Annotated in this window: 18 protein-coding genes; 3 read left to right on the plus strand and 15 right to left on the minus strand. The window is 60.8% G+C overall.

What is annotated here, in order from left to right; genetic code table 11:
• Nucleotides 1-81: 81 nt before the first annotated feature.
• The 11 genes from KGA85_RS29490 to KGA85_RS29540 all read right to left on the minus strand — a co-directional run bounded on the left by KGA85_RS29490 (nt 82) and on the right by KGA85_RS29540 (nt 11,259).
• On the minus strand, nt 82-567 hold the full coding sequence (locus KGA85_RS29490; protein WP_223458278.1) for a flavin reductase family protein: 486 nt from the start codon (nt 565-567) through the stop codon (nt 82-84).
• 12 nt (nt 568-579) lie between these two features.
• Entirely contained in the window at nt 580-2,061 is a 1,482-nt protein-coding gene (locus KGA85_RS29495) for an aldehyde dehydrogenase (RefSeq protein WP_056723954.1), read from the minus strand.
• Complete coding sequence (locus tag KGA85_RS29500; RefSeq protein WP_223543600.1) at nt 2,058-2,891, minus strand: alpha/beta fold hydrolase; 834 nt, start codon at nt 2,889-2,891, stop codon at nt 2,058-2,060. Before KGA85_RS29500 ends, KGA85_RS29495 begins: the two co-directional genes overlap by 4 nt.
• Before the next feature lie 44 nt (nt 2,892-2,935).
• The gene (locus tag KGA85_RS29505; RefSeq protein ID WP_007978708.1) at nt 2,936-3,526 is read right to left on the minus strand and encodes an amino acid synthesis family protein; all 591 of its coding nucleotides are present in this window, start codon (nt 3,524-3,526) and stop codon (nt 2,936-2,938) included.
• Nucleotides 3,527-3,713: 187 nt separating this feature from the next.
• On the minus strand, nt 3,714-4,076 hold the full coding sequence (locus KGA85_RS29510) for a hypothetical protein (RefSeq protein WP_223534745.1): 363 nt from the start codon (nt 4,074-4,076) through the stop codon (nt 3,714-3,716).
• 78 nt (nt 4,077-4,154) lie between these two features.
• The gene (locus tag KGA85_RS29515; protein WP_223543601.1) at nt 4,155-5,645 is read right to left on the minus strand and encodes an efflux transporter outer membrane subunit; all 1,491 of its coding nucleotides are present in this window, start codon (nt 5,643-5,645) and stop codon (nt 4,155-4,157) included.
• Nucleotides 5,642-7,699: an FUSC family protein gene (locus KGA85_RS29520; protein WP_223543602.1), complete on the minus strand. Its 2,058-nt coding sequence runs from the start codon at nt 7,697-7,699 to the stop codon at nt 5,642-5,644. Before KGA85_RS29520 ends, KGA85_RS29515 begins: the two co-directional genes overlap by 4 nt.
• Nucleotides 7,696-8,748 carry a multidrug transporter subunit MdtN gene (gene mdtN / locus KGA85_RS29525; RefSeq protein WP_223543603.1) on the minus strand — a complete coding sequence of 351 codons (1,053 nt, stop codon included), beginning with the start codon at nt 8,746-8,748 and terminating at the stop codon, nt 7,696-7,698. Before mdtN ends, KGA85_RS29520 begins: the two co-directional genes overlap by 4 nt.
• Before the next feature lie 15 nt (nt 8,749-8,763).
• Complete coding sequence (locus KGA85_RS29530) at nt 8,764-9,027, minus strand: YtcA family lipoprotein (RefSeq protein ID WP_223458264.1); 264 nt, start codon at nt 9,025-9,027, stop codon at nt 8,764-8,766.
• Between the two features lie 202 nt (nt 9,028-9,229).
• Nucleotides 9,230-9,862 carry a response regulator gene (locus tag KGA85_RS29535; RefSeq protein ID WP_223458262.1) on the minus strand — a complete coding sequence of 211 codons (633 nt, stop codon included), beginning with the start codon at nt 9,860-9,862 and terminating at the stop codon, nt 9,230-9,232.
• 32 nt (nt 9,863-9,894) lie between these two features.
• Nucleotides 9,895-11,259, minus strand: coding sequence for a cache domain-containing protein (locus KGA85_RS29540; RefSeq protein ID WP_223543604.1), 1,365 nt, complete (start codon nt 11,257-11,259; stop codon nt 9,895-9,897).
• Between the two features lie 311 nt (nt 11,260-11,570).
• Between KGA85_RS29540 and KGA85_RS29545 the strand changes: the two genes are divergently transcribed.
• Nucleotides 11,571-13,628, plus strand: a complete 2,058-nt coding sequence (locus tag KGA85_RS29545) for a carbon starvation CstA family protein (RefSeq protein WP_223458258.1) — start codon at nt 11,571-11,573, stop codon at nt 13,626-13,628.
• Nucleotides 13,629-13,630: 2 nt separating this feature from the next.
• Complete coding sequence (locus KGA85_RS29550; protein WP_007976534.1) at nt 13,631-13,828, plus strand: YbdD/YjiX family protein; 198 nt, start codon at nt 13,631-13,633, stop codon at nt 13,826-13,828.
• Between the two features lie 61 nt (nt 13,829-13,889).
• Here KGA85_RS29550 and KGA85_RS29555 read toward each other — a convergent pair whose 3' ends face one another.
• Nucleotides 13,890-14,096, minus strand: coding sequence for a hypothetical protein (locus KGA85_RS29555; protein ID WP_223458256.1), 207 nt, complete (start codon nt 14,094-14,096; stop codon nt 13,890-13,892).
• A gap of 310 nt (nt 14,097-14,406) precedes the next feature.
• On the opposite strand from KGA85_RS29555, the gene katG reads away from it, so the two are divergent.
• Complete coding sequence (gene katG, locus KGA85_RS29560; RefSeq protein ID WP_223458254.1) at nt 14,407-16,602, plus strand: catalase/peroxidase HPI; 2,196 nt, start codon at nt 14,407-14,409, stop codon at nt 16,600-16,602.
• Here the strand turns inward: katG and KGA85_RS29565 are convergent.
• Genes KGA85_RS29565 through KGA85_RS29575 form a run of 3 tightly spaced genes read right to left on the minus strand, consistent with a single transcriptional unit; the run spans nt 16,541 to nt 18,693 of the window.
• Entirely contained in the window at nt 16,541-17,491 is a 951-nt protein-coding gene (locus KGA85_RS29565; protein WP_223458280.1) for a tyrosine-type recombinase/integrase, read from the minus strand. The two genes, katG and KGA85_RS29565, sit on opposite strands and share 62 nt — an antisense overlap.
• Entirely contained in the window at nt 17,376-18,029 is a 654-nt protein-coding gene (locus tag KGA85_RS31320) for an Arm DNA-binding domain-containing protein (RefSeq protein WP_317848688.1), read from the minus strand. The genes KGA85_RS29565 and KGA85_RS31320 overlap by 116 nt, the downstream gene beginning before the upstream one ends.
• The gene (locus KGA85_RS29575; protein WP_223458250.1) at nt 17,947-18,693 is read right to left on the minus strand and encodes a metallophosphoesterase; all 747 of its coding nucleotides are present in this window, start codon (nt 18,691-18,693) and stop codon (nt 17,947-17,949) included. Before KGA85_RS29575 ends, KGA85_RS31320 begins: the two co-directional genes overlap by 83 nt.
• Nucleotides 18,694-18,779: the final 86 nt, after the last annotated feature.

Raw genomic sequence — 18,779 nt, forward strand, 5'->3', positions numbered from 1 at the left:
GTGGGTCAGTCAATATTGATGTCGACTGACACTCCGCCTTCGCGAGCAAGCCCGCTCCCACAGGGGGATTGTGTAGAGCTGTCAGGCCAGGGCGGGCAGCGGGCCCAGCTTGCCTTTGTGGTAGATCATCGGCGTGACCGGTTGCGCGGGCAGGATCAGGTTCTTCACCGCGCCGACGATGATCGCGTGATCACCGCCGTCGTATTCGCGCCACAGTTCGCACTCGATGATCGCCGTGGCCTTGGCCAGGATCGGGTTGCCCAGTTCGCTCAGGTGCCACTCGATGCCTTTGGCCTTGTCCTTGCCTTTACCGGCGAAGGCATAGGCTTCGGCGGTCTGGTCGGCGGACAGCAGATGAATCGCAAACTGCTTGCTGTCGCGCAGCACCGGGTAGGTGTCGGAGCCGTAGTTGGGGCAGAACAGCACCAGTGCCGGGTCGATCGACAGCGCACTGAAGGCGCTGGCGGTGATGCCGACGATGCCGCCGTCCGGGTCCAGGGTGGTGACCACCGTGACACCGGACGGGAACGAGCTCATCACGTCTTTGTAAATGCCGGGTTCGATCATTTTCCAGGACTCCTAGCGCATCACGAAGGGATCAGGCATCGGCGCCTGGGACAGGTTGATCCACACCGTTTTCAGCTCGGTGTAGGCCAGCACCGAATCGATGCCGCTTTCGCGTCCATAGCCACTGTTCTTGAAGCCGCCGATCGGCGCCATGGCCGAGACGGCGCGGTAGGTGTTGACCCAGATGATCCCCGAACGCACGTCCCGGGCCAGGCGATGGGCACGGCCCAAATCTCGGGTCCAGATGCCGGCGGCGAGGCCGAACTGCGAGTCGTTGGCGATCGCCAGGGCTTCGGCTTCGTCCTTGAAACGGATGACCGAGGCCACCGGGCCAAAGACTTCTTCCTGCATGATCTTCATCGAGTTGCGGTCGCACTCGAACAGCGTCGGTTCGTAGAACCAGCCGTCGCCCAGATTCTCCGGACGCTTGCCGCCAAGGCGCAGGCGTGCGCCTTCGGCGATGGCATCGGCCACCAGGCCTTCGACCACGGCCAGTTGCTGCGCGGTGGCCATCGGGCCCATTTCGCTGCTGTCGTCCTGCGGGTTGCCAATGCGGATGCGCTGGGCGCGTTCCACCAGACGGCCGACGAACTCGTCGTAGATTTCGTCCTGCACCAGCAAGCGCGAACCGGAGACGCAGCTCTGCCCGGAGGCGGCATAGATCCCGGCGATGGCGCCGTTGATCGCGCTGTCGAGGTCGGCGTCGGCGAAGATGATGTTCGGCGATTTCCCCCCCAGTTCCAGCGACAACTTGGCGAAGTTCTCCGCGCTGCTGCGCACCACATGCCGCGCCGTGGCCGCGCCGCCGGTGAAGGCGATCTTGCGGATCAGCGGATGGCGGGTGAGGGCGGCGCCGGTGCTCGGGCCATAACCGGTGACAACGTTGACCACCCCTGGCGGAATCCCGGCTTCCAGCGCCAGGCGTGCCAGTTCGAGGATGGTCGCCGAAGCGTGTTCCGACGGCTTGATCACGATGGTGTTGCCCGCCGCGAGTGCCGGAGCGAGTTTGATCGCGGTTAGGTACAGCGGGCTGTTCCACGGAATGATCGCGGCGACCACGCCCATGGCTTCGTGCACGGTGTAGGCAAACAGGTCCGGCTTGTCCAGCGGCAGGGTACCGCCTTCGAGCTTGTCCGCCAGGCCTGCGGTGTAGTGGAAGAACTCCGGCAGATAGCCAACCTGGCCACGGGTTTCGCGAATCAGCTTGCCGTTGTCGCGGCTTTCCAGCTGCGCCAGTTGTTCCTTGTTCTCGGCGATCAGGTCACCCAGGCGTCGCAGCAATTTGCCGCGAGCGGTGGCGGTCAGACCGCGCCATGCCGGGCTGTCGAAAGCCGTCTGCGCCGCCTGCACGGCGCGTTCGACGTCGGCTTCGTCGGCGTCGGGCAATTCGGCCCAGGGTTCGGCCAGCGCCGGGTTGAGGCTTTCGAAGGTCTTGCCGGACAGGGCATCGACCCATTCACCGCCGATGCACATCTGGAAGCGTGCGAGTGTCATGCAACGATCCCCTTGATCTGGTTTTGTTTGGAGTGCGCGGTCTGCAGAAACTCCAGCAACAGCTGGTTGACCAGGCGCGGCGACTCTACGGGCATCATATGCCGTTGCTCGGCGAGCACGGCAACGGTCGCACCGGGAATGCGTTCGGCCAGTTGTCTGGCCATTTCCGGGGTCGAGCCGGGGTCCAGCTCGCCGGTGGCGATCAGCGTCGGTACCTGGATGCTGGCCAGGTCGTCGGCGCGATACATGTCCTGGGTGGCGAACAGTTCGTAAGTGGTCAGGTAACCCTGCGGATCGTTGCCGGCCAGGGTCTGGCGCAGCGCGGCGATCTGCGCCGGGTTCGCCGCCTGGTATTCGCGGCTGAACCAGCGCGACAGCGCCGCTTCGGCGTTGGCATCCGGGCCATGCTCAGCCGCCTGAGCGGTGCGGGCGATCACGCCGGCGCGCTGCTCGGCGCTGCGGTTGAACACACTGTTGAGCACCACCAGGCTCTGCAGGCGTTGCGGGTAATGCAGGGCAAACGCCCGCGCCACCAGCCCGCCCATGGAAAAGCCGATCACCGTTGCCTTGGGCAATTGCAGGTGGTCGAGCAGCTCCAGCAACTGGTCGGCATAGCCGAGCAGCGGCGTGCCGCTTTCCGGGCGCGGGCTGGCGCCATGGCCGAGCATGTCGTAGGCGATGACGCGGTACTTCGTGGCCAGGCCAACGATCTGGCCGCCCCACATTTCTTTGTTCAGGCCCACGCCGTGGATCAAGACCACGGGCTGGCCTTGGCCGGTCGCCAGGTAACTGGTGCCAGCCGGGGTGAGTTCAGCGGTGAGCCGAATCATGGAGCGCTCCTGCAATGCCTTCTTGTTGTCGTTCTGCTGGGCGGTTACTGGGCTTTTTCGGCGGCCAGTTCTTCCAGGTCGATGTAGCGGTTGCCGATGCGCGGGTGCAGGCGGCCGCCGTCGGCGCAACCCAGGACCACGACGATCTCGTCGGCACGGGGTGCGTCTTCGATCTGCATTTCCAGGGTGATGTAGTGTGAACGCAGGCCTTCGTCGTCCTTGTGCATCATCGGGATCTGGATCGAGGTGCCCGGGCCGCCGCGCTTGTTGGTGAAGCTCAGGTAGCTCTTGGCCTTGACCGCTTCGCGGTAATGGTTGCCGAAGCGCAGGGTGTGGATCACCGCTGAAGCGTGTTCGATTTCGCCGTCGGCGCCGACCACCGCAGCCTTGCCGTAAGCCTCGATTTTCTCGGCACCGCCAATGATGCCCACCAGGCGCTCGACCATCAGTGCACCGAGGTCGGAGCAGTTGGCGCGGATCTGTGGTTTCAGGTCTTCGACGAAACCGTTGCCCAGCCAGGGGTTTTTCATCACCACGGCCAGACCGACCATGGTCACGGGCTTATCGGTGGCTTTGCCGCCTTCAATAAAGGTTTCTTCGACATAGCTGACGATCTTGCGGATTTCGAAACTCATGAGCTGCTCCGTAGAGGTTTGGGTGTCTGTGCGTCTGATGGTATACCATAATACCGATGACGCAAGCCCCTCGGATGAGTTTCTGGTCGGATGGCGATGAAAAGGGAGGGGGGGGCAAAAAAACTCAAAAAAAAACCCGGCTGATGAGGCCGGGTTTTTCGTTGGGTACTGTAGTCAAGCCAAGCATTCAGGCAGTGCGGTTCTGGATCAGGTGATCGGAACCACCTTCGGCGACGCGATTGCCATTCAGGTGATCGGAGCCGTCAGCGGCAACGCGATTGCCATTCAGGTGATCGGAGCCGTCAGCGGCAACGCGGTTGCCGTTCAGGTGATCGGAGCCGTCAGCGGCAACGCGGTTGCCGTTCAGGTGATCAGAACCATCAGCCGCTACACGATTTTCGATCAGACGGTCGGAACCACCCTCGGCCACACGGCTTTCAATCAGACGATCCGAGCCGCCTTCAGCGACTACAGGCTGAGCAGAAGTAGCGGCAAAAGCGTTCACTGCAAAAACCGAGAAAGCGATACTGAGGATGGTTTGGCGTTTCATGATGGTGTGCTCCGGGTCTTATTGGGTGGGTATGGAGCAGATGTTACGCCGGAGATTTTTTAAGAGAACTTCATTGAATCAATGGTGACTATCGACGTAGTCAATGGATGTCGCGGGAAGCGCTGCAACGGTGTTGCTGGAGTGATACCCACCTCCCAGCGCCTTGATCAGGGCAATCTCGCTTTCCAGCCGCTGCCCCTGCAACAAGGCAAGGCCGCTATGCTCAGCCAACAGTGGCAGGTTCGACTCAAGCGCTGTAACCCTGTCCAGCAGGCCACGCTGATAATGCGCCGTGGCACTGTCGCGATTGAAGCGCATATTGCCGATGCGTGATTGCTGCAGCTGCTCCTGCGTCTCCAACCCCTGCTGCTTGCTGCCGGCCACGGCGACATCGCGTACGGCGTCGAGTACGGCCTGGTTGTACTGATACACCAGGCCATTGCTCAAGCTACGGGCGGTGGCTAATTCGGCATTGAGGCGGCCGCCGTCGAAGATCGGCAGGGTCAGCCCCGGTATGAGGTTGATCTGCCGGCTGCCATGGGCCCACAAATCGCCCATGTGGAGGGCGTCGGCACCGTAAAAGGCTTTGATATCGAAGCTGGGGTAGAAGGCCGCCTTGGCCGCGTCGATGTTCGAATAGGACGCCTGCACCAGCCATCGCAAGGCCTGCAGGTCGGGTCGCCTTGCCAACAGTTCGTAACCCAGGCTGTCGGGCACCCCATAAACGTGCTCCGGTAACGTGCGCGGTGCCAGCGGCAAGGTGACGTCGGCCCCCACGCCGAGCAGTGCACGCATGGCCTCGCGCAGTTGCCATACCTGGCTGCGCAGGGAGACCACCTGGCGATCGATCAGTGCCTGATTGCTCAACGCCTGCTGTTTCAGCGGCTGCGACTCCAGACCACGCTCGATACGTGCCTGGTGCGCGGCCACCACCTCGGCAGTGATGGCCGACATGTGTTGCAAGTCGTCGAGTAGCTGCTGTGCGGTCTGGATCTGGAAATACAGCATGGCCACATTGCTCGAGACCTCCAGTTCGACCCAGGCCTCTTCAGCCTGACGCGCATTGTGAACCCCCAGGGCGGCGTCGACCTGGGCTCGCTGGCGTCCCCAGAGATCCAGTTGGTAGGCTCCGCCGAGACCCACCACACCCTCGGTGTACCAAGGGCCGGTGAGCCCGAGGGCGGGCTCATTCTGGGCGAAGGGTCCGAGGAAGCCGTTGGCGGAGACGTGTTGGCGGTTGACCAGTGCGATCAACTGGACTTGCACGCCCGTCAAGGATTTCACAGTGTCGGCCTGGGCCCGAGCCTGGTCGATATGGCTGCGGGCGATCGCGATGCCGGGGGCCTGGGCGAAGGCCATGTCAATCAGTTGGTTCAGTTGCGGATCTTCGTAGCGCCTCCACCAGCTCGACTCGGGCCAACCCTCGCGGGCCAGGTGCAGGTCGTCAGCCAGACGTAGCTCAGCCGGGTCCCGTTGCGGTGCCAGGCTGCCTTCTTCGCGGATCAGTGCACAGCCACCCAGTAACAGGCACAGGCCGAGCAGCCATGCACAATGAGCGTGTCTGTTCATGGGCTCGGCTCCGAGAGGGCACCCTGCTCATAGCGTTGCCAGTCCGGTAGCGAATCCAGCAGGTGGTGCAACGTTCGCAGGTCATGCAGCAGGGCTTCGGCGTTCACGCCAACTCCCGCCATCGTAACGTCTTGCGCAGGCAAGGCCTCAAACGCTGTGCCCTGGGTTTGCAGGTGCAGGGCATATTGCTCCAGCCAGTCACTCATTTCCTGTTGCTGCTCGTCCAGCCAGCGCTGCGTTAACACCGGGAGCTGTGCTTCGAGCACTACCCGATTGCGCTGCAATTGGTCAGTCAGCAGGAGGACCTCCCGCGCCTTGGCGAGCAGCGTCTGGGTGAACAGCGTCAGCTCCTCGTGCTCGCCCTGATGCCAGCCGGGCTCCAGGGCTACCCGCGCAAGCATGGCCTCGCACTCGGCGAGCTGGCGCCAACTGCGCAGGCTCTGCCCGTGCAGGCGGTCAGATGGGTCTCCCGGTTCCAATACCGGTGAGCGCAACAGCGCGGCGATCTCGTGCAGGGCATCCGCCAGGCGTCGGCGCAGGCTGTCGCCTTCGCTTTCTGGCCAAAGCACGCCGTGCACCAGAGTGCTGACCAGCACGCCGATCAGGATGCCCACCAACCGGTCGCGGACTTCCGTGAGGTCGATGCTCGGACCAAACTGTTCGAGCAGGGCCAGCGCGAAACAAAACATGATCTGCAGACCGGCATAGCTGATGCGCTCGGAGCCCGCGGCGACCCATGCGCCGAGGGCGATTACCGGCAGGCTCATCGCCAGCAGGCCGACCAGCGTCTCGATGTGCGGAACAACGAAAACGAGACACAGCAGCGCCAGCGCGCTGCCCATCAGACAGCCGCCGATCCGCAGCAAGCCCTTTTGGGTCGAGGCGCCGAGGCTGGGCAAGGCGATGATGACGCAGGTCAGCATCACTGTGTGGATGCCCGGCCAGTCCACGCCGTTGTAGAACACGTAGCAGATCAGCGTGGCCAGCCAGGTCTTGAAGGCGAAGCGCAGGTAATTGGGGTTGCTGAAAGCATCGCGTACGAGCAAGGGTTCCTTGGCGGTCGGAGCACCGGAGGGCGTGGCATGTTCGGCTGTGGCCAAGGCGCGCAAGGCGTCGCGCATTTCTTCCAGTGCCGGGGGGGCCAGTAACCGTTGCAAGGCTTCACTGCTCAGTACTGGCGGTTGCGACAGGTTATCGGCGTCGATGGCTGCGGCCAGGGCCGCGCAATCCTGGCGCAACGCCACAAGGGCCTCGCTGTCGTCGCCATTGGACTTCAGCGCGGCAGCTGCCGCATACAAACGAGAAACACAGGTGATCAACGCCAGTTGTTCGATCTCCCGGGTTTCCTTCACGGGGGCGCGCATGCTGGCGAACTTCAGGAGTTTGTGCAGGCTGAGCACCCCTTGCTGGACTTCCACCGCGCTGATCCGCGCCGTTTCCATTTGCCCTTCACCCAGCGCGGCCAGGCGCGCATCGACCTGTGCCAGTTGCCTGCGCATCGTTTCGCGCAATTGCCGCTGGGGCTCTTTGGGCAACAACACGGTGTTCACCAGCAAGGTCACCAGGGTCGGGTAGACCACTGCCATCCACACCCATAGGCAACCACGCAACAGCAGTTCCGGTTGTGCAGTGAGGTCCACCAGGCTCTGCACGTAAATGGTGACGATGGCCACCACGAAAAACAGCGGGCCGAGGCGTGTTGCGCGCATGGCGAACACACTGACGAGGAACACCGCGCTCGCGCAGAGGATGCGCAGCAATGGGTAGCCGTAGGTGAACTTGAGCAGGAGGATGGCGATGCCGATGGCGATGGTCGCGCTGACCATGAACAGGATGCCGGCCATGCGCGTCAGCACCAGGTTACTTTGGCTGACGAAAAACACCAGGATCAGCGACAGCGCCAGCAGCGGCACTTCCAGGCTCATGGAGAGGATGATCACCAGCGCGCAGGCCAGCACGTTACGCAACAGTGCGTTGCCACGTCCTGGAAAGGGCGAAAGCTCTGCGTCAAGGAAGCGCCAGAAGCGTCGCTCCCAGGTGAGCGCAGCACTCATTGCGGCGAGTCCCCATCTTGACCCGCATGGATCAAGGCTACAGCCGATGCGCCGATGCGGAACAGGTTCGGATCGGGTTTATCGACGCGGATGCGTACCGGAAAACGCTGTGCCACCCGCACCCAGTTGATGGTCCGCGCGACCTTCGGCAGCCCTGCGGCCTGGGCGCCGCCGTCATCAGGGAACACGCCGAAACCGATGGAATCGACGGTACCGCTGAAGGTGCGGCCGCTGTTGCCCATCAGGTAGAGGGTGCTGCGGCTGCCATTGCGGATCTTGTCCAGTTCGGTTTCGCGAAAGTTCGCCACCACGTACCAGCGACGCGTGTCGATCAGGCTGAAGAGGGGGTGACCGGTGGCAGCGAACTGGCCGTTGGAGGTGGTCAAACCGACGATGAGCCCGTCGAAGGGCGCGCGCACCACGCTGTGTTCCAGGTCCAGCTCGGCGCGGGCTATCTCCGCTTGTATCACTGCGCGCTTGCTCACCAGTGCATCGACCCCGCTGACAGCCGCGGCAGCCTGTTTGGCCTGTAGCAGCGCCGCATTCAATTCGGCACGAGCGCTCTTGGCGGCGGTGCGGGCCTGATCCACCTGTTCCGCGGAGACATAACCAGGCTTCAGCAAGGGCTCCATGCGCCGCAGCGTGTCGGCACTCTGCGCGGCGGCAGCCTTGGCGCGTTCGACACTGGCTGTCACCGCTTCGGAGTTGAATTGTTGGGCATCAACCTGACGCTGGCTCAGAATGATTTCCTTGTTCAGCGCTTGCAGTGAGGCCTGAGCCTGGTCCAGCACGTCCTGATACACCCGCACGTCGATGCGCAGGAGTACGTCTCCCTGTTTCACCTGCTGGTTCTCGCGCACGGCCAGTTCTTCGATGCTGCCGCTCACTTCGGGGGTGACGTTTATGGTGTCGGCATACACGTAGGCATCATCGGTACGTGGGGTGGTGTCCAACCGCCAGACCACCCACAGCAGCATCACCAGCGTCAACCCGAGCAATACGAGAACGATCAAGCGTCGGGGCAGTTTGTTCACAGCGGATTCGCTCATGATGCAAGTCCCCGGTCAATTCTGGAAAAACAGCAGCCAGGTGCTCATCGACAACAACGCGGTCAAAACCGGATAGGTCAGAACTGACGGCACCAGCCAGGCTGCGTAACCTGACCGTGCAAGCAGTGCCTGAAGCACAAAGGCCAGCAGCATGCCGGCGAGAATGCAGAACAGCCAATCGGGGAAGTAGGCCCCCAGAACTGGAATCGAAGGGGCATTGGAGCAGCCCGATAGCGGAACAATCAGCAACAGTGCCAACACGTTGTGTTCACGGCTCATTTGAGCTTCCACCCCATTGCAAAGCGGCAATTGGCCGATGCTACCTACATTGGCCTCGTGAAATGTAGTTAATTTTTGGCCAGTCGCCTCGGATGGGCAGAGGATCCCAAGCGGTTTACCGGATCTGGAGTGGATACTAGTAGCTGCTTCGCTCAACGGATTCAAATCGGCCGTGTGAGCACGGCTGTTATTGGTTCGCCCATCACCGCGAAATAATCCCGTGATCAATGGCGTATTTGACCAGCGCTGCGGGTTTGTCAATGTTGAGTTTGCGGCGGATGCTCAGGCGATGGGTCTCCACCGTGCGCACGCTGATGTCCAACTCCCGCGCCATTTCCTTGTTGTTCAAGCCTTGCGCCATCTTCGACAGCACCTGGCTTTCCCTCGGGGTCAGTTCGTTGTCGGTGTTCCTGTCGGCGATCAGCCGTTGGGCGATTTCGGCGCTGTAGAAGGTTCCGCCGCTGCTGATGGCTTCGATGGCGGCGATGATTTCCCGTGACGGGGCGTTCTTCAGCACGTAGCCGCTGGCGCCGGAGCGCACCGATTCACTGACGTATTCGTAATTGTCGTACATGCTCAGCACCAGCACCTTGAGCGACGGGTACTGGCTGCGCAGCACGCGGGTCAGCTCCAGGCCGTTCATGTCCGGCAGGCTGATGTCGACCAGCAACAGGTCGGGTTGGCAGCGTCCGACCATCTCGATGGCCTCGGCGCCGTTTTCCGCTTCGCCGACCATTTCCAGGGGCGACATCACAGCCAGCAGCGCCTTGATGCCGTCGCGGACCAGGGAGTGATCGTCGACCAGGGCGACGCGGATCGGGGAGGGCAGGTTCATCGCAGTATTCACTCTTGTAGTTTTGCGCCGGCTCAGGGTTTTGCGTCAGGTTTCATTGGCAGCCGTACGTCCAGCTCACTTCTGCCCGGCATCGAGATCAAATCGAAGCGCCCGCCAAAATGTTCGACGCGTTCGCGGATGTTACGCAAACCAATGCCGGCCTGACGACGTTCGACCTGGGCGACGTTGAAACCGATGCCGTCATCGACCACCGTCAGCCGCACGGATTCGTCGCAACCGCGCAGGGTAATGGACACGTTCTTCGCCTGCGCATGGCGTTCGATATTGGTCAGGCCTTCCTGGACGATGCGAAACAGCGAAACAGCCGCGCCGTCGACCAGCTGGCAGTCGAATTCATTTTCGTCATAGGTCACGGTCAGCCCGCTGCGCTGTTCGAATTCCGCGGCCAATTGGCCGATGGCCGCCGGCAGGCCGAGGGTGTCGAGCAAGGATGAGCGCAGGTCATGGGAGAGACTGCGGACTTCGCCGATGGCATCGCCCAGGCGTTCGGTGGCTTCTTTCAGCGTGTTCAAGCCCTTGTCGTGGGCTTGTCCGCGTTCCAGCAGATGGCTGGCCAGTTCGAACTGAAACTTGATCGAGACCAGCACCTGACTGATGCCGTCGTGCAGTTCACGGGACACTCGGGATCGTTCTTCCTCCTGCAGGCTGACAATGCGCTGGGTCAGGCGCTGCAGTTTCTTGTCCGCCAGCCGATGTTCGCTGACATTGAGGGTCATGCCGGTGGCGAACACGAACAGCACCGCGACCAGGGCGACCACGGCAATCGCCATCATGGTCTTGCGGATGCCCATGGCCACTTCGGCACGGGCTTGTTGGGTGGCGCGCTCGACGTCTTCGAGGTAGATGCCGGTGCCGAGCATCCAGCCCCAGCGATCGAGCATCACCACGTAGGCGAGCTTGTCGGTCACCTGGCCGGAGGAGGGTTTGTTCCAGGCGTAGCGTTGAAAACCTTCACCCGATTGCGCGCTTTTGAGCAGCGCCTGGATCACCGGCAGGCCGTGGGGGTCTTTCATGTCCCACAGGTATTGGCCCACCAGTTCCGACTGGCGCGCATGCATCAGGCTGCGGCCTTCGTGGTCGTAGACGAAGAAGTAGCCGTTGATGCCGAAGCTGAGCTTGCGCAGTTCTTCCAGCACTTGTTGCTGGGCGTGGGCGTCGCCGTGGCCGTCGTCGTACAGGGGCGCGATCAGGCTCTGGGCCATTTCCACGTAGTTTTTAAGTTCCGCGCGCTTGCTCGCCAGAATGCTGTCTTCGATCAACTGCGCCTGTTGATCGCCCAATTGACGGTTGAGGGAAATCACCAGCGCGCAGATGACGGCAATGGCCAGCACCAGCGGCAGAATCCCGAGGGCGACGATCTTGTGTTTGAGCTGCATGTTGACTCCTGCCCGAACTGATGGGAAACGAAGGCCTGTAGGAGCAAGCTCGCTCCTACAGGCTTCTGGCATCAGGTGAAGGTCGGCATCATAGGCCAAAGACAAGCTGGCCGAGTAGCGTTGCTGGACGGAGTGACCGGTGGAATTCAGGGTCGGAACGGCTCATCTACGTAGAACTACGTAGACACCACGTACGTAGTAACGCGGATTTATTTGTGGACGGCATGCGCAGATATTGGGCCAGCTCCGCACCGCGGACACAATTATAAAAATTACCGCCGCAGTCACTGGCTGTCGGCAGGAGACACGCTATGCCCCGTCTGGCTAAACACCTCGCCTGGTTTGCCGTGGCTGTCCTGGGAGCGATTGCGCTGAGTGTCGTGGCCCTGCGCCGCGGCGAAGCGATCAACGCCCTGTGGATCGTAGTCGCAGCCGTCGCCATCTACCTTGTTGCCTACCGCTACTACAGCCTGTTCATCGCCAATAAAGTGATGCAGCTCGATCCCAATCGGGCCACTCCGGCTGTGCTCAATAACGATGGTCTGGACTACGTACCGACCAACAAACACGTACTCTTCGGTCACCACTTCGCTGCCATCGCCGGCGCGGGGCCTCTGGTTGGTCCGGTCTTGGCGGCGCAGATGGGCTACTTGCCCGGCACGCTGTGGCTGATTGCCGGCGTGGTGCTGGCCGGTGCGGTGCAGGACTTCATGGTCCTGTTCATGTCCACCCGCCGCAACGGCCGCTCTCTGGGCGATATGGTCCGTGAGGAAATGGGCCGCATTCCCGGGACCATCGCGCTGTTCGGCTGCTTCCTGATCATGATCATCATCCTCGCGGTGCTGGCGCTGATCGTCGTGAAAGCCCTGGCCGAGAGCCCGTGGGGCATTTTCACGGTGATGGCGACCATCCCGATCGCGATGTTCATGGGCATCTACATGCGCTACATCCGCCCGGGCCGTATCGGTGAAATCTCGGTGATCGGCGTGCTGTTGCTGCTCGGTTCGATCTGGCTGGGCGGGCAGATTGCCGCTGACCCGGTGTGGGCCAAGGCCTTTACCTTTACCGGTCTTCAGATCACCTGGATGCTGATCGGTTACGGTTTTGTCGCAGCCGTGTTGCCGGTGTGGCTGATCCTGGCGCCCCGTGACTACCTCTCCACCTTCCTGAAAATCGGCACCATCGTCGCCCTGGCCATCGGCATCCTGGTGACCATGCCCGAGCTGAAAATGCCGGCCCTGACCCAGTTCATCGACGGCACTGGCCCGGTGTGGAAGGGCGGTCTGTTCCCGTTCCTGTTCATTACCATCGCCTGTGGCGCGGTGTCGGGTTTCCATGCGCTGATCGCTTCCGGCACCACGCCGAAGCTGCTCGCCAGTGAAGGGCATGCCCGTTACATCGGTTACGGCGGCATGCTGATGGAATCGTTTGTAGCGATCATGGCCATGGTCGCCGCGTCGGTGATCGATCCGGGCGTGTATTTCGCCATGAACAGCCCGGCGGCCGTGGTTGGCGCCGATGCGGTGGCCGTTGCGCAAACCGTCAGCAGCTGGGGTTTTGCGATTACCCCGGAAGCATTGCAAGCGGTGGCCCACGACATTGGTGAAACCACCATTCTGGCCCGTGCCGGCGGTGCGCCGACCCTGGCGGTCGGTATCGCACAGATCCTGCACCACGTCCTGCCGGGTGAAAACACCATGGCGTTCTGGTACCACTTCGCGATCCTGTTCGAAGCACTGTTCATCCTGACGGCAGTCGACGCCGGTACCCGTGCCGGGCGCTTCATGCTCCAGGACCTGCTCGGCTCGTTCGTACCGGCCCTGCGTCGCACCGAATCCTGGACCGCTAACCTGATCGCTACCGCCGGTTGCGTGGCCATGTGGGGGTATCTGCTGTACCAGGGCGTGATCGATCCGCTGGGCGGCATCAACACCTTGTGGCCGTTGTTCGGTATCTCCAACCAGATGCTGGCCGGTATCGCGCTGATGCTCAGCACCGTGGTGCTGATCAAGATGAAACGCCAGCGTTATGTCTGGGTCACCTTGCTGCCGGCGGTCTGGTTGCTGATCTGCACCACCACCGCAGGTTTCATCAAGCTGTTCGATGCCAACCCGGCGATCGGCTTCCTCGCCTTGGCGAAGAAATACAGCGATGCCCTGGCCAACGGTCAGGTGCTGGCCCCGGCCAAGACCATCGACCAGATGCAGCACGTGATCTTCAACGCCTACACCAACGCGACGCTGACTGCGCTGTTCCTGTTCGTGGTGTTCAGCATCCTGTTCTTCGCGCTCAAGGTCGGTATTGCCGCCTGGGGCACCAAGGAACGTACGGATAAGGAAGCGCCATTCCACGCGCTGCCGGATGCCTGATCATGTTCAATGACTTGAGTCGCCTGGGTAAATACCTCGGTCAGGCCGCACGCCTGATGGTCGGCATGCCCGACTACGACAACTACGTCGAGCATATGCAGACCAAACACCCGGACAAACCGGTGATGGACTACGAGGCGTTCTTCCGCGAACGCCAGGAGGCCCGTTACGGCAGTAAAGCCGGACCGAAGTGCTGTTGAGTGACAAAAAAACCGGCCAAATGGCCGGTTTTTTATTGAGTGCGGGAACGCCTTGAATGGTTCAGACCGCGTGGTAATCCGAATCGTCGCTGCCACTTTTGTCCCGGGGCATGGACGCATTGCCAACGTTTCGTTCATGAGTCTCATGATCCGGCCTGGCGATCTTGAGCGCCCGGTCAGCGACCTTGGCGTTATGCATCAGGCGACAGAACACGGCGGCGACGATGATCGACAGCAATGACCAGATGACAATGGCTTTGAGGAGCATGGCGAAACCTCTCGCGGCAAACAATTCTTACGATCGCCAGCGTCCTTGCAGCAAATGCTACCTATCCATTGTGGCAGGTGTTCATGATCTTGCATTTCCTTGCTGATTTGAACTGTTTATCAGCTATCTCCCCCAGATGAAGCGACAGTTTCCCGGACCGGTACTTTAATGGATGTTCTGGAGCGACTGATCACTGGGCCGTCATAGCCTTAAGGCTATGGATCCCATACCGAAAAGCTATTTCTTCAATCGGTGATCCGGATCCACGCTTAAGGATGGTTAGCTGAAAACAAAATCAAGAGGAGATGCCATGTCAACTGAATCGAAATGCCCGTTCAATAACGCCGCTGGCGGTGGCACGACGAACCGCGACTGGTGGCCGAACCAACTGAACCTGAAGATCTTGAGTCAACACTCGCCCAAGTCTGACCCGTTGGGGGGCGACTTCAACTACGCCGAAGCCTTCAAGAGCCTGGACTTCCAGGCGCTGAAAAAAGACCTGACTGCGCTGATGACCGATTCCCAGGACTGGTGGCCAGCGGACTTCGGTCACTATGGGCCTTTCTTTATCCGCATGTCCTGGCACGCCGCAGGCACCTATCGCACCGGTGACGGCCGGGGCGGCGCCGGTTCCGGCCAGCAACGCTTTGCACCGCTCAACAGCTGGCCCGACAACGTCAGCCTCGACAAGGCCCGTCGGCTGCTCTGGCCGATCAAGCAAAAGTACGGCAACAAAATCTCCTGGGCTGACCTGATCGTCCTCGCCGGCAACGTTGCGCTGGATTCCATGGGCTTCAAGACCTTTGGTTTTTCCGGTGGCCGCCCGGATGTCTGGGAACCGGACGAAGATGTCTATTGGGGTTCGGAAAGCACGTGGCTGGGTGGCGACGTGCGTTATGGCAAAGATGCCGGGCAAGCTCCCGCAGAGCGCAATCTGGAAACCCCCCTCGCAGCCGTGCAGATGGGCCTGATCTACGTAAACCCCGAAGGCCCTGAAGGCAACTCTGATCCGGTCGCCGCCGGGAAGGACATCCGTGAAACCTTTGCGCGCATGGCCATGAATGACGAGGAAACCGTCGCCCTGATCGCGGGCGGTCACGCCTTCGGCAAAACCCACGGTGCCGGTACTGTCGACCATGTCGGACCTGAGCCCGAAGGCGCCGGCCTCGAACTGCAGGGCCTGGGCTGGAAGAGCACGTTCGGTACCGGTAAAGGTGGCGACACCATCTCCAGCGGCCTGGAAGTGACCTGGACGACCACGCCAACCCAGTGGAGCAACAACTACCTGGAGAACCTGTTCGGTTACGAATGGGAACTGACCAAGAGCCCGGCGGGGGCAAACCAGTGGAAACCGAAAAGCGGCGCTGGCGCCGGCACCATTCCGGATGCCCATGATCCGTCCAGACGGCGTGATCCGACCATGCTGACCACGGACCTGTCGCTACGCTTCGACCCGATCTATGAGCCGATTTCGCGGCGCTTCCTGGCCAATCCAGACCAGTTGGCCGACGCCTTCGCCCGTGCCTGGTACAAGCTGATTCACCGTGACATGGGGCCGCTCTCACGCTACCTCGGCCCGGAAATGCCGAACGAAGAGCTGCTGTGGCAAGACCCGATCCCTGCCGTCGATCATCCGCTGGTCAGCGACAGCGATGTCGCCGCGCTCAAGGGCAAAATTGCGGCCTCGGGGCTGTCAGTCTCGCAGCTTGTATCTACAGCCTGGGCGGCAGCGTCGACGTTCCGTGGCTCCGATAAACGCGGCGGTGCCAACGGTGGGCGCTTGCGCTTGGCGCCACAGAAGTCCTGGCAGGCCAACCAGCCGGCGCAATTGGCGACGGTGCTGGCGAAACTTGAAAGCATCCAGGGCGAGTTCAACAGTGGCGGCAAGAAAATCTCCCTGGCCGACCTGATCGTGCTCGCCGGTGGCGTGGGCGTGGAACAGGCGGCGAAAAATGCCGGTCATAGCGTGACGGTGCCGTTCACCCCAGGGCGCATGGACGCCAGCCAGGAACAGACCGATGTCGACTCCTTCGGATTCCTTGAACCGATTGCCGACGGCTTCCGTAATTACCTGAAGCAACAGTACCGTGTGCCGGCCGAAAAATTGCTGATCGACAAGGCGCAACTGCTGACGCTCAGCGCGCCGGAAATGACGGTGTTACTGGGCGGCTTGCGCGTGTTGAACACCAATGTCGGCCAGAGCAGACAAGGTGTGTTCACCACACGTCCGGAAGCCTTGACCAACGACTTCTTCACCAACCTGCTGGATATGGGCGTGGAGTGGAAGCCGGTATCGGATGCCCAGCAAGAGTATGAAGGGCGCGATCGCAAAACCGGTGCAGTGAAGTGGACGGGTACCCGGGTTGACCTGGTCTTTGGTTCCAATGCGCAGTTGCGCGCCTTGGCCGAATTCTATGCCTGCGCCGATGCGCAGCAGAAATTCGTCAAGGACTTTGTCGCTGCGTGGACCAAAGTGATGAACCTGGATCGCTTTGACCTGAAATAGGAGAGGTTGTCGTAACGTTGGAGCCGGCGCGACTGCCGGCTCCAATGACTGCTGAAGGCATCCAGCGACCATAAACCTTGGCGATCATGGTCCAGTCTTTGTGGCCCAGTTGCTTGGCTACCCACATTGGATTCTCGCCAGCAGATAGCATCATGGAGGCATAGGTGTGGCGACTCTGGTAGGGTCGCCGCCACCTAACCCCCGACTTCTTCATCGCCGGCATCCAGATTACCCGGTAGATGTATCCGGCATGCTTCCAGGGCTCTCCGGTGATTGTATTGAGAAACACCCTGCCGCCGGCGAGGAAAGTCAATTCCTTCTGCTTGAGCAACGCCTCTCTTGCCAGAGCTAGCAACTTCACGGTGCGCCTCCCAGCTAACGTCTTGGTGGATTCTGGCTCTTTTGCAGCCCGCGTCTTGGCCCTGACGATCCTTATCTCCCCCGAGATCCAATCGATATCCCCCCATTCCAAGGCGATCAGTTCGCTAGGTCGTAGACCTGTCCAGAAAGAGAACTGCAGTTGCGGCCACGTTTCGCCCCTGGCTGCTGCCAATATTGCTAGTTGCTCTTCGCGAGTGAAAGGGTCAACGTCATCTTCCTCCTTGAGCTGTTCACGATTCTTGTAGGCCCACCCAGAGAGCGGATTGCTCTCCAAGATTTCATCCTCAACTGCGTCGTTAAGTGCAGAGCGAAAGCAGCTTTGAACATTCGTCAGAGTCTTGTTGACCACCTGATAGGTCGACATCTTTTCTCTGATGATCTTTTTCGACAGCTCATTCAGAGGCAGATCGCCGAACATCGGCTTGAGGATTGCGCGGATGGTCGTTTCGTAGAATGCGACCGTGCTTGATTTGAGAGTCGGAGTTTTCCTCTCCAGCCATTCCGTCAGGTAATCCCCCAATGGTCTGTCTAGCATCGGTGCGCCTGAACGCGCCGGCGCGCTTCGACTTTGGGAACGTTGCGGCGTAATCGAAAGTACCGTTCGCAATCGAATACTCAATTGCTGCCTTGTGCTGCTCAGCCTTTTTCAGGTTAGCGGTGGTGGGCTTGAGCGCGACGCGCTCACGACACCTGACGCCCTGGTATTGGAAAGTGATTTCGATACTACTTGCAGATGCGGCGCGGACGCCTCCCCCATCTCGACCCATGAGTAATATCCTTCTACGTCTATTAAAATTCTGCCGTCTGGCGCTTTCCGCCAAACAAGATGCTTCGGCCATTTGCCGTCGCGGATTTTGGTTCTGATGGCATCGGGTGTATAGCCCGACTCCCGAGAGAACTGCTCTACGGTCTTGTATCTGACCATGTGCGATGCTCCATGCCGCGCGTGGCGGCAGAGGGTGGTTAATCCCAGTCAAAACTGAGTTCGGGATTGATTGGCGGGTTGCATTGCAGGGTGGCGAGATCCAGCAGCGTGAAGTGGCCATGCTTCCAACCGGCAGTGTCGATGTGATACACGTTCCCGAGTACGACAGGCTGACTCAGAGGCGTGTGACCCACGATCACCGCCCGAACACCATCTACGCCTGATTGGTTTTCTTCAGTGATCCGCCTGCGCGACCACAGGAGCATTGCGGCTACGTGATCCGCTTCGAATTCCGATCCGGATAGTGCAGAGATCATTTCTCCCCAGCTGCCCCGAGGTACATCGGCGTGCACGATGCCTATCAGGCCATGCGCCGTCTCGACCTCGATCACTAGCGGTAAGTCTCGAAGAATGCTCGTGTAGCAGTCCTGCTCAATGCTGGAGAGCCCATAGAACCAATCTCCACCGTTGATGAAGTGCATGCTGCATTCATCGCTGACGCGGCCAGCGGCGTGCGAATCGATGGCCATCTGCTCATGATTGCCGCGCACTGCATGAAACCAAGGCTTGCGTAAAAGCCATTCATCGACGTCCAGAGATTCAGGGCCTCGGTCAATCAGATCTCCGACGCTGAACAGTCGGTCTACTGACGGTTCAAAGCAGACTTTGTCTAGCGCAGTCTGCAGTCGGGTGAAGTGCCCGTGAATGTCGCCGACCGCGAAATCCCGACCAGCAGTGTTTGCGGCGAAGCGCTTCACGCGCGGCACCTCGATCACAACGAGCATGCGAAGTCCTCCCCCTGCCGTTCATCGGCAGGCTGGTAGGTGGTTTGTGGAAATCAGATGAGGGGCGTCAGGCGAGCTGAATGGGT

Origin of the sequence: Pseudomonas sp. GL-B-12, assembly GCF_019955895.1 — a bacterium.
In the GTDB taxonomy this organism is placed as follows: domain Bacteria; phylum Pseudomonadota; class Gammaproteobacteria; order Pseudomonadales; family Pseudomonadaceae; genus Aquipseudomonas.

Coding starts and splice junctions, on each gene's coding strand:
- KGA85_RS29490 (WP_223458278.1), bottom strand. CDS start 567: ATGATCGAACCCGGCATTTACAAAGACGTGATGAGCTCGTTCCCGTCC.
- KGA85_RS29495 (WP_056723954.1), bottom strand. CDS start 2,061: ATGACACTCGCACGCTTCCAGATGTGCATCGGCGGTGAATGGGTCGAT.
- KGA85_RS29500 (WP_223543600.1), bottom strand. CDS start 2,891: ATGATTCGGCTCACCGCTGAACTCACCCCGGCTGGCACCAGTTACCTG.
- KGA85_RS29505 (WP_007978708.1), bottom strand. CDS start 3,526: ATGAGTTTCGAAATCCGCAAGATCGTCAGCTATGTCGAAGAAACCTTT.
- KGA85_RS29510 (WP_223534745.1), bottom strand. CDS start 4,076: ATGAAACGCCAAACCATCCTCAGTATCGCTTTCTCGGTTTTTGCAGTG.
- KGA85_RS29515 (WP_223543601.1), bottom strand. CDS start 5,645: ATGAACAGACACGCTCATTGTGCATGGCTGCTCGGCCTGTGCCTGTTA.
- KGA85_RS29520 (WP_223543602.1), bottom strand. CDS start 7,699: ATGAGTGCTGCGCTCACCTGGGAGCGACGCTTCTGGCGCTTCCTTGAC.
- mdtN (WP_223543603.1), bottom strand. CDS start 8,748: ATGAGCGAATCCGCTGTGAACAAACTGCCCCGACGCTTGATCGTTCTC.
- KGA85_RS29530 (WP_223458264.1), bottom strand. CDS start 9,027: ATGAGCCGTGAACACAACGTGTTGGCACTGTTGCTGATTGTTCCGCTA.
- KGA85_RS29535 (WP_223458262.1), bottom strand. CDS start 9,862: ATGAACCTGCCCTCCCCGATCCGCGTCGCCCTGGTCGACGATCACTCC.
- KGA85_RS29540 (WP_223543604.1), bottom strand. CDS start 11,259: ATGCAGCTCAAACACAAGATCGTCGCCCTCGGGATTCTGCCGCTGGTG.
- KGA85_RS29545 (WP_223458258.1), top strand. CDS start 11,571: ATGCCCCGTCTGGCTAAACACCTCGCCTGGTTTGCCGTGGCTGTCCTG.
- KGA85_RS29550 (WP_007976534.1), top strand. CDS start 13,631: ATGTTCAATGACTTGAGTCGCCTGGGTAAATACCTCGGTCAGGCCGCA.
- KGA85_RS29555 (WP_223458256.1), bottom strand. CDS start 14,096: ATGCTCCTCAAAGCCATTGTCATCTGGTCATTGCTGTCGATCATCGTC.
- katG (WP_223458254.1), top strand. CDS start 14,407: ATGTCAACTGAATCGAAATGCCCGTTCAATAACGCCGCTGGCGGTGGC.
- KGA85_RS31320 (WP_317848688.1), bottom strand. CDS start 18,029: ATGGCCACTTCACGCTGCTGGATCTCGCCACCCTGCAATGCAACCCGC.
- KGA85_RS29575 (WP_223458250.1), bottom strand. CDS start 18,693: ATGCTCGTTGTGATCGAGGTGCCGCGCGTGAAGCGCTTCGCCGCAAAC.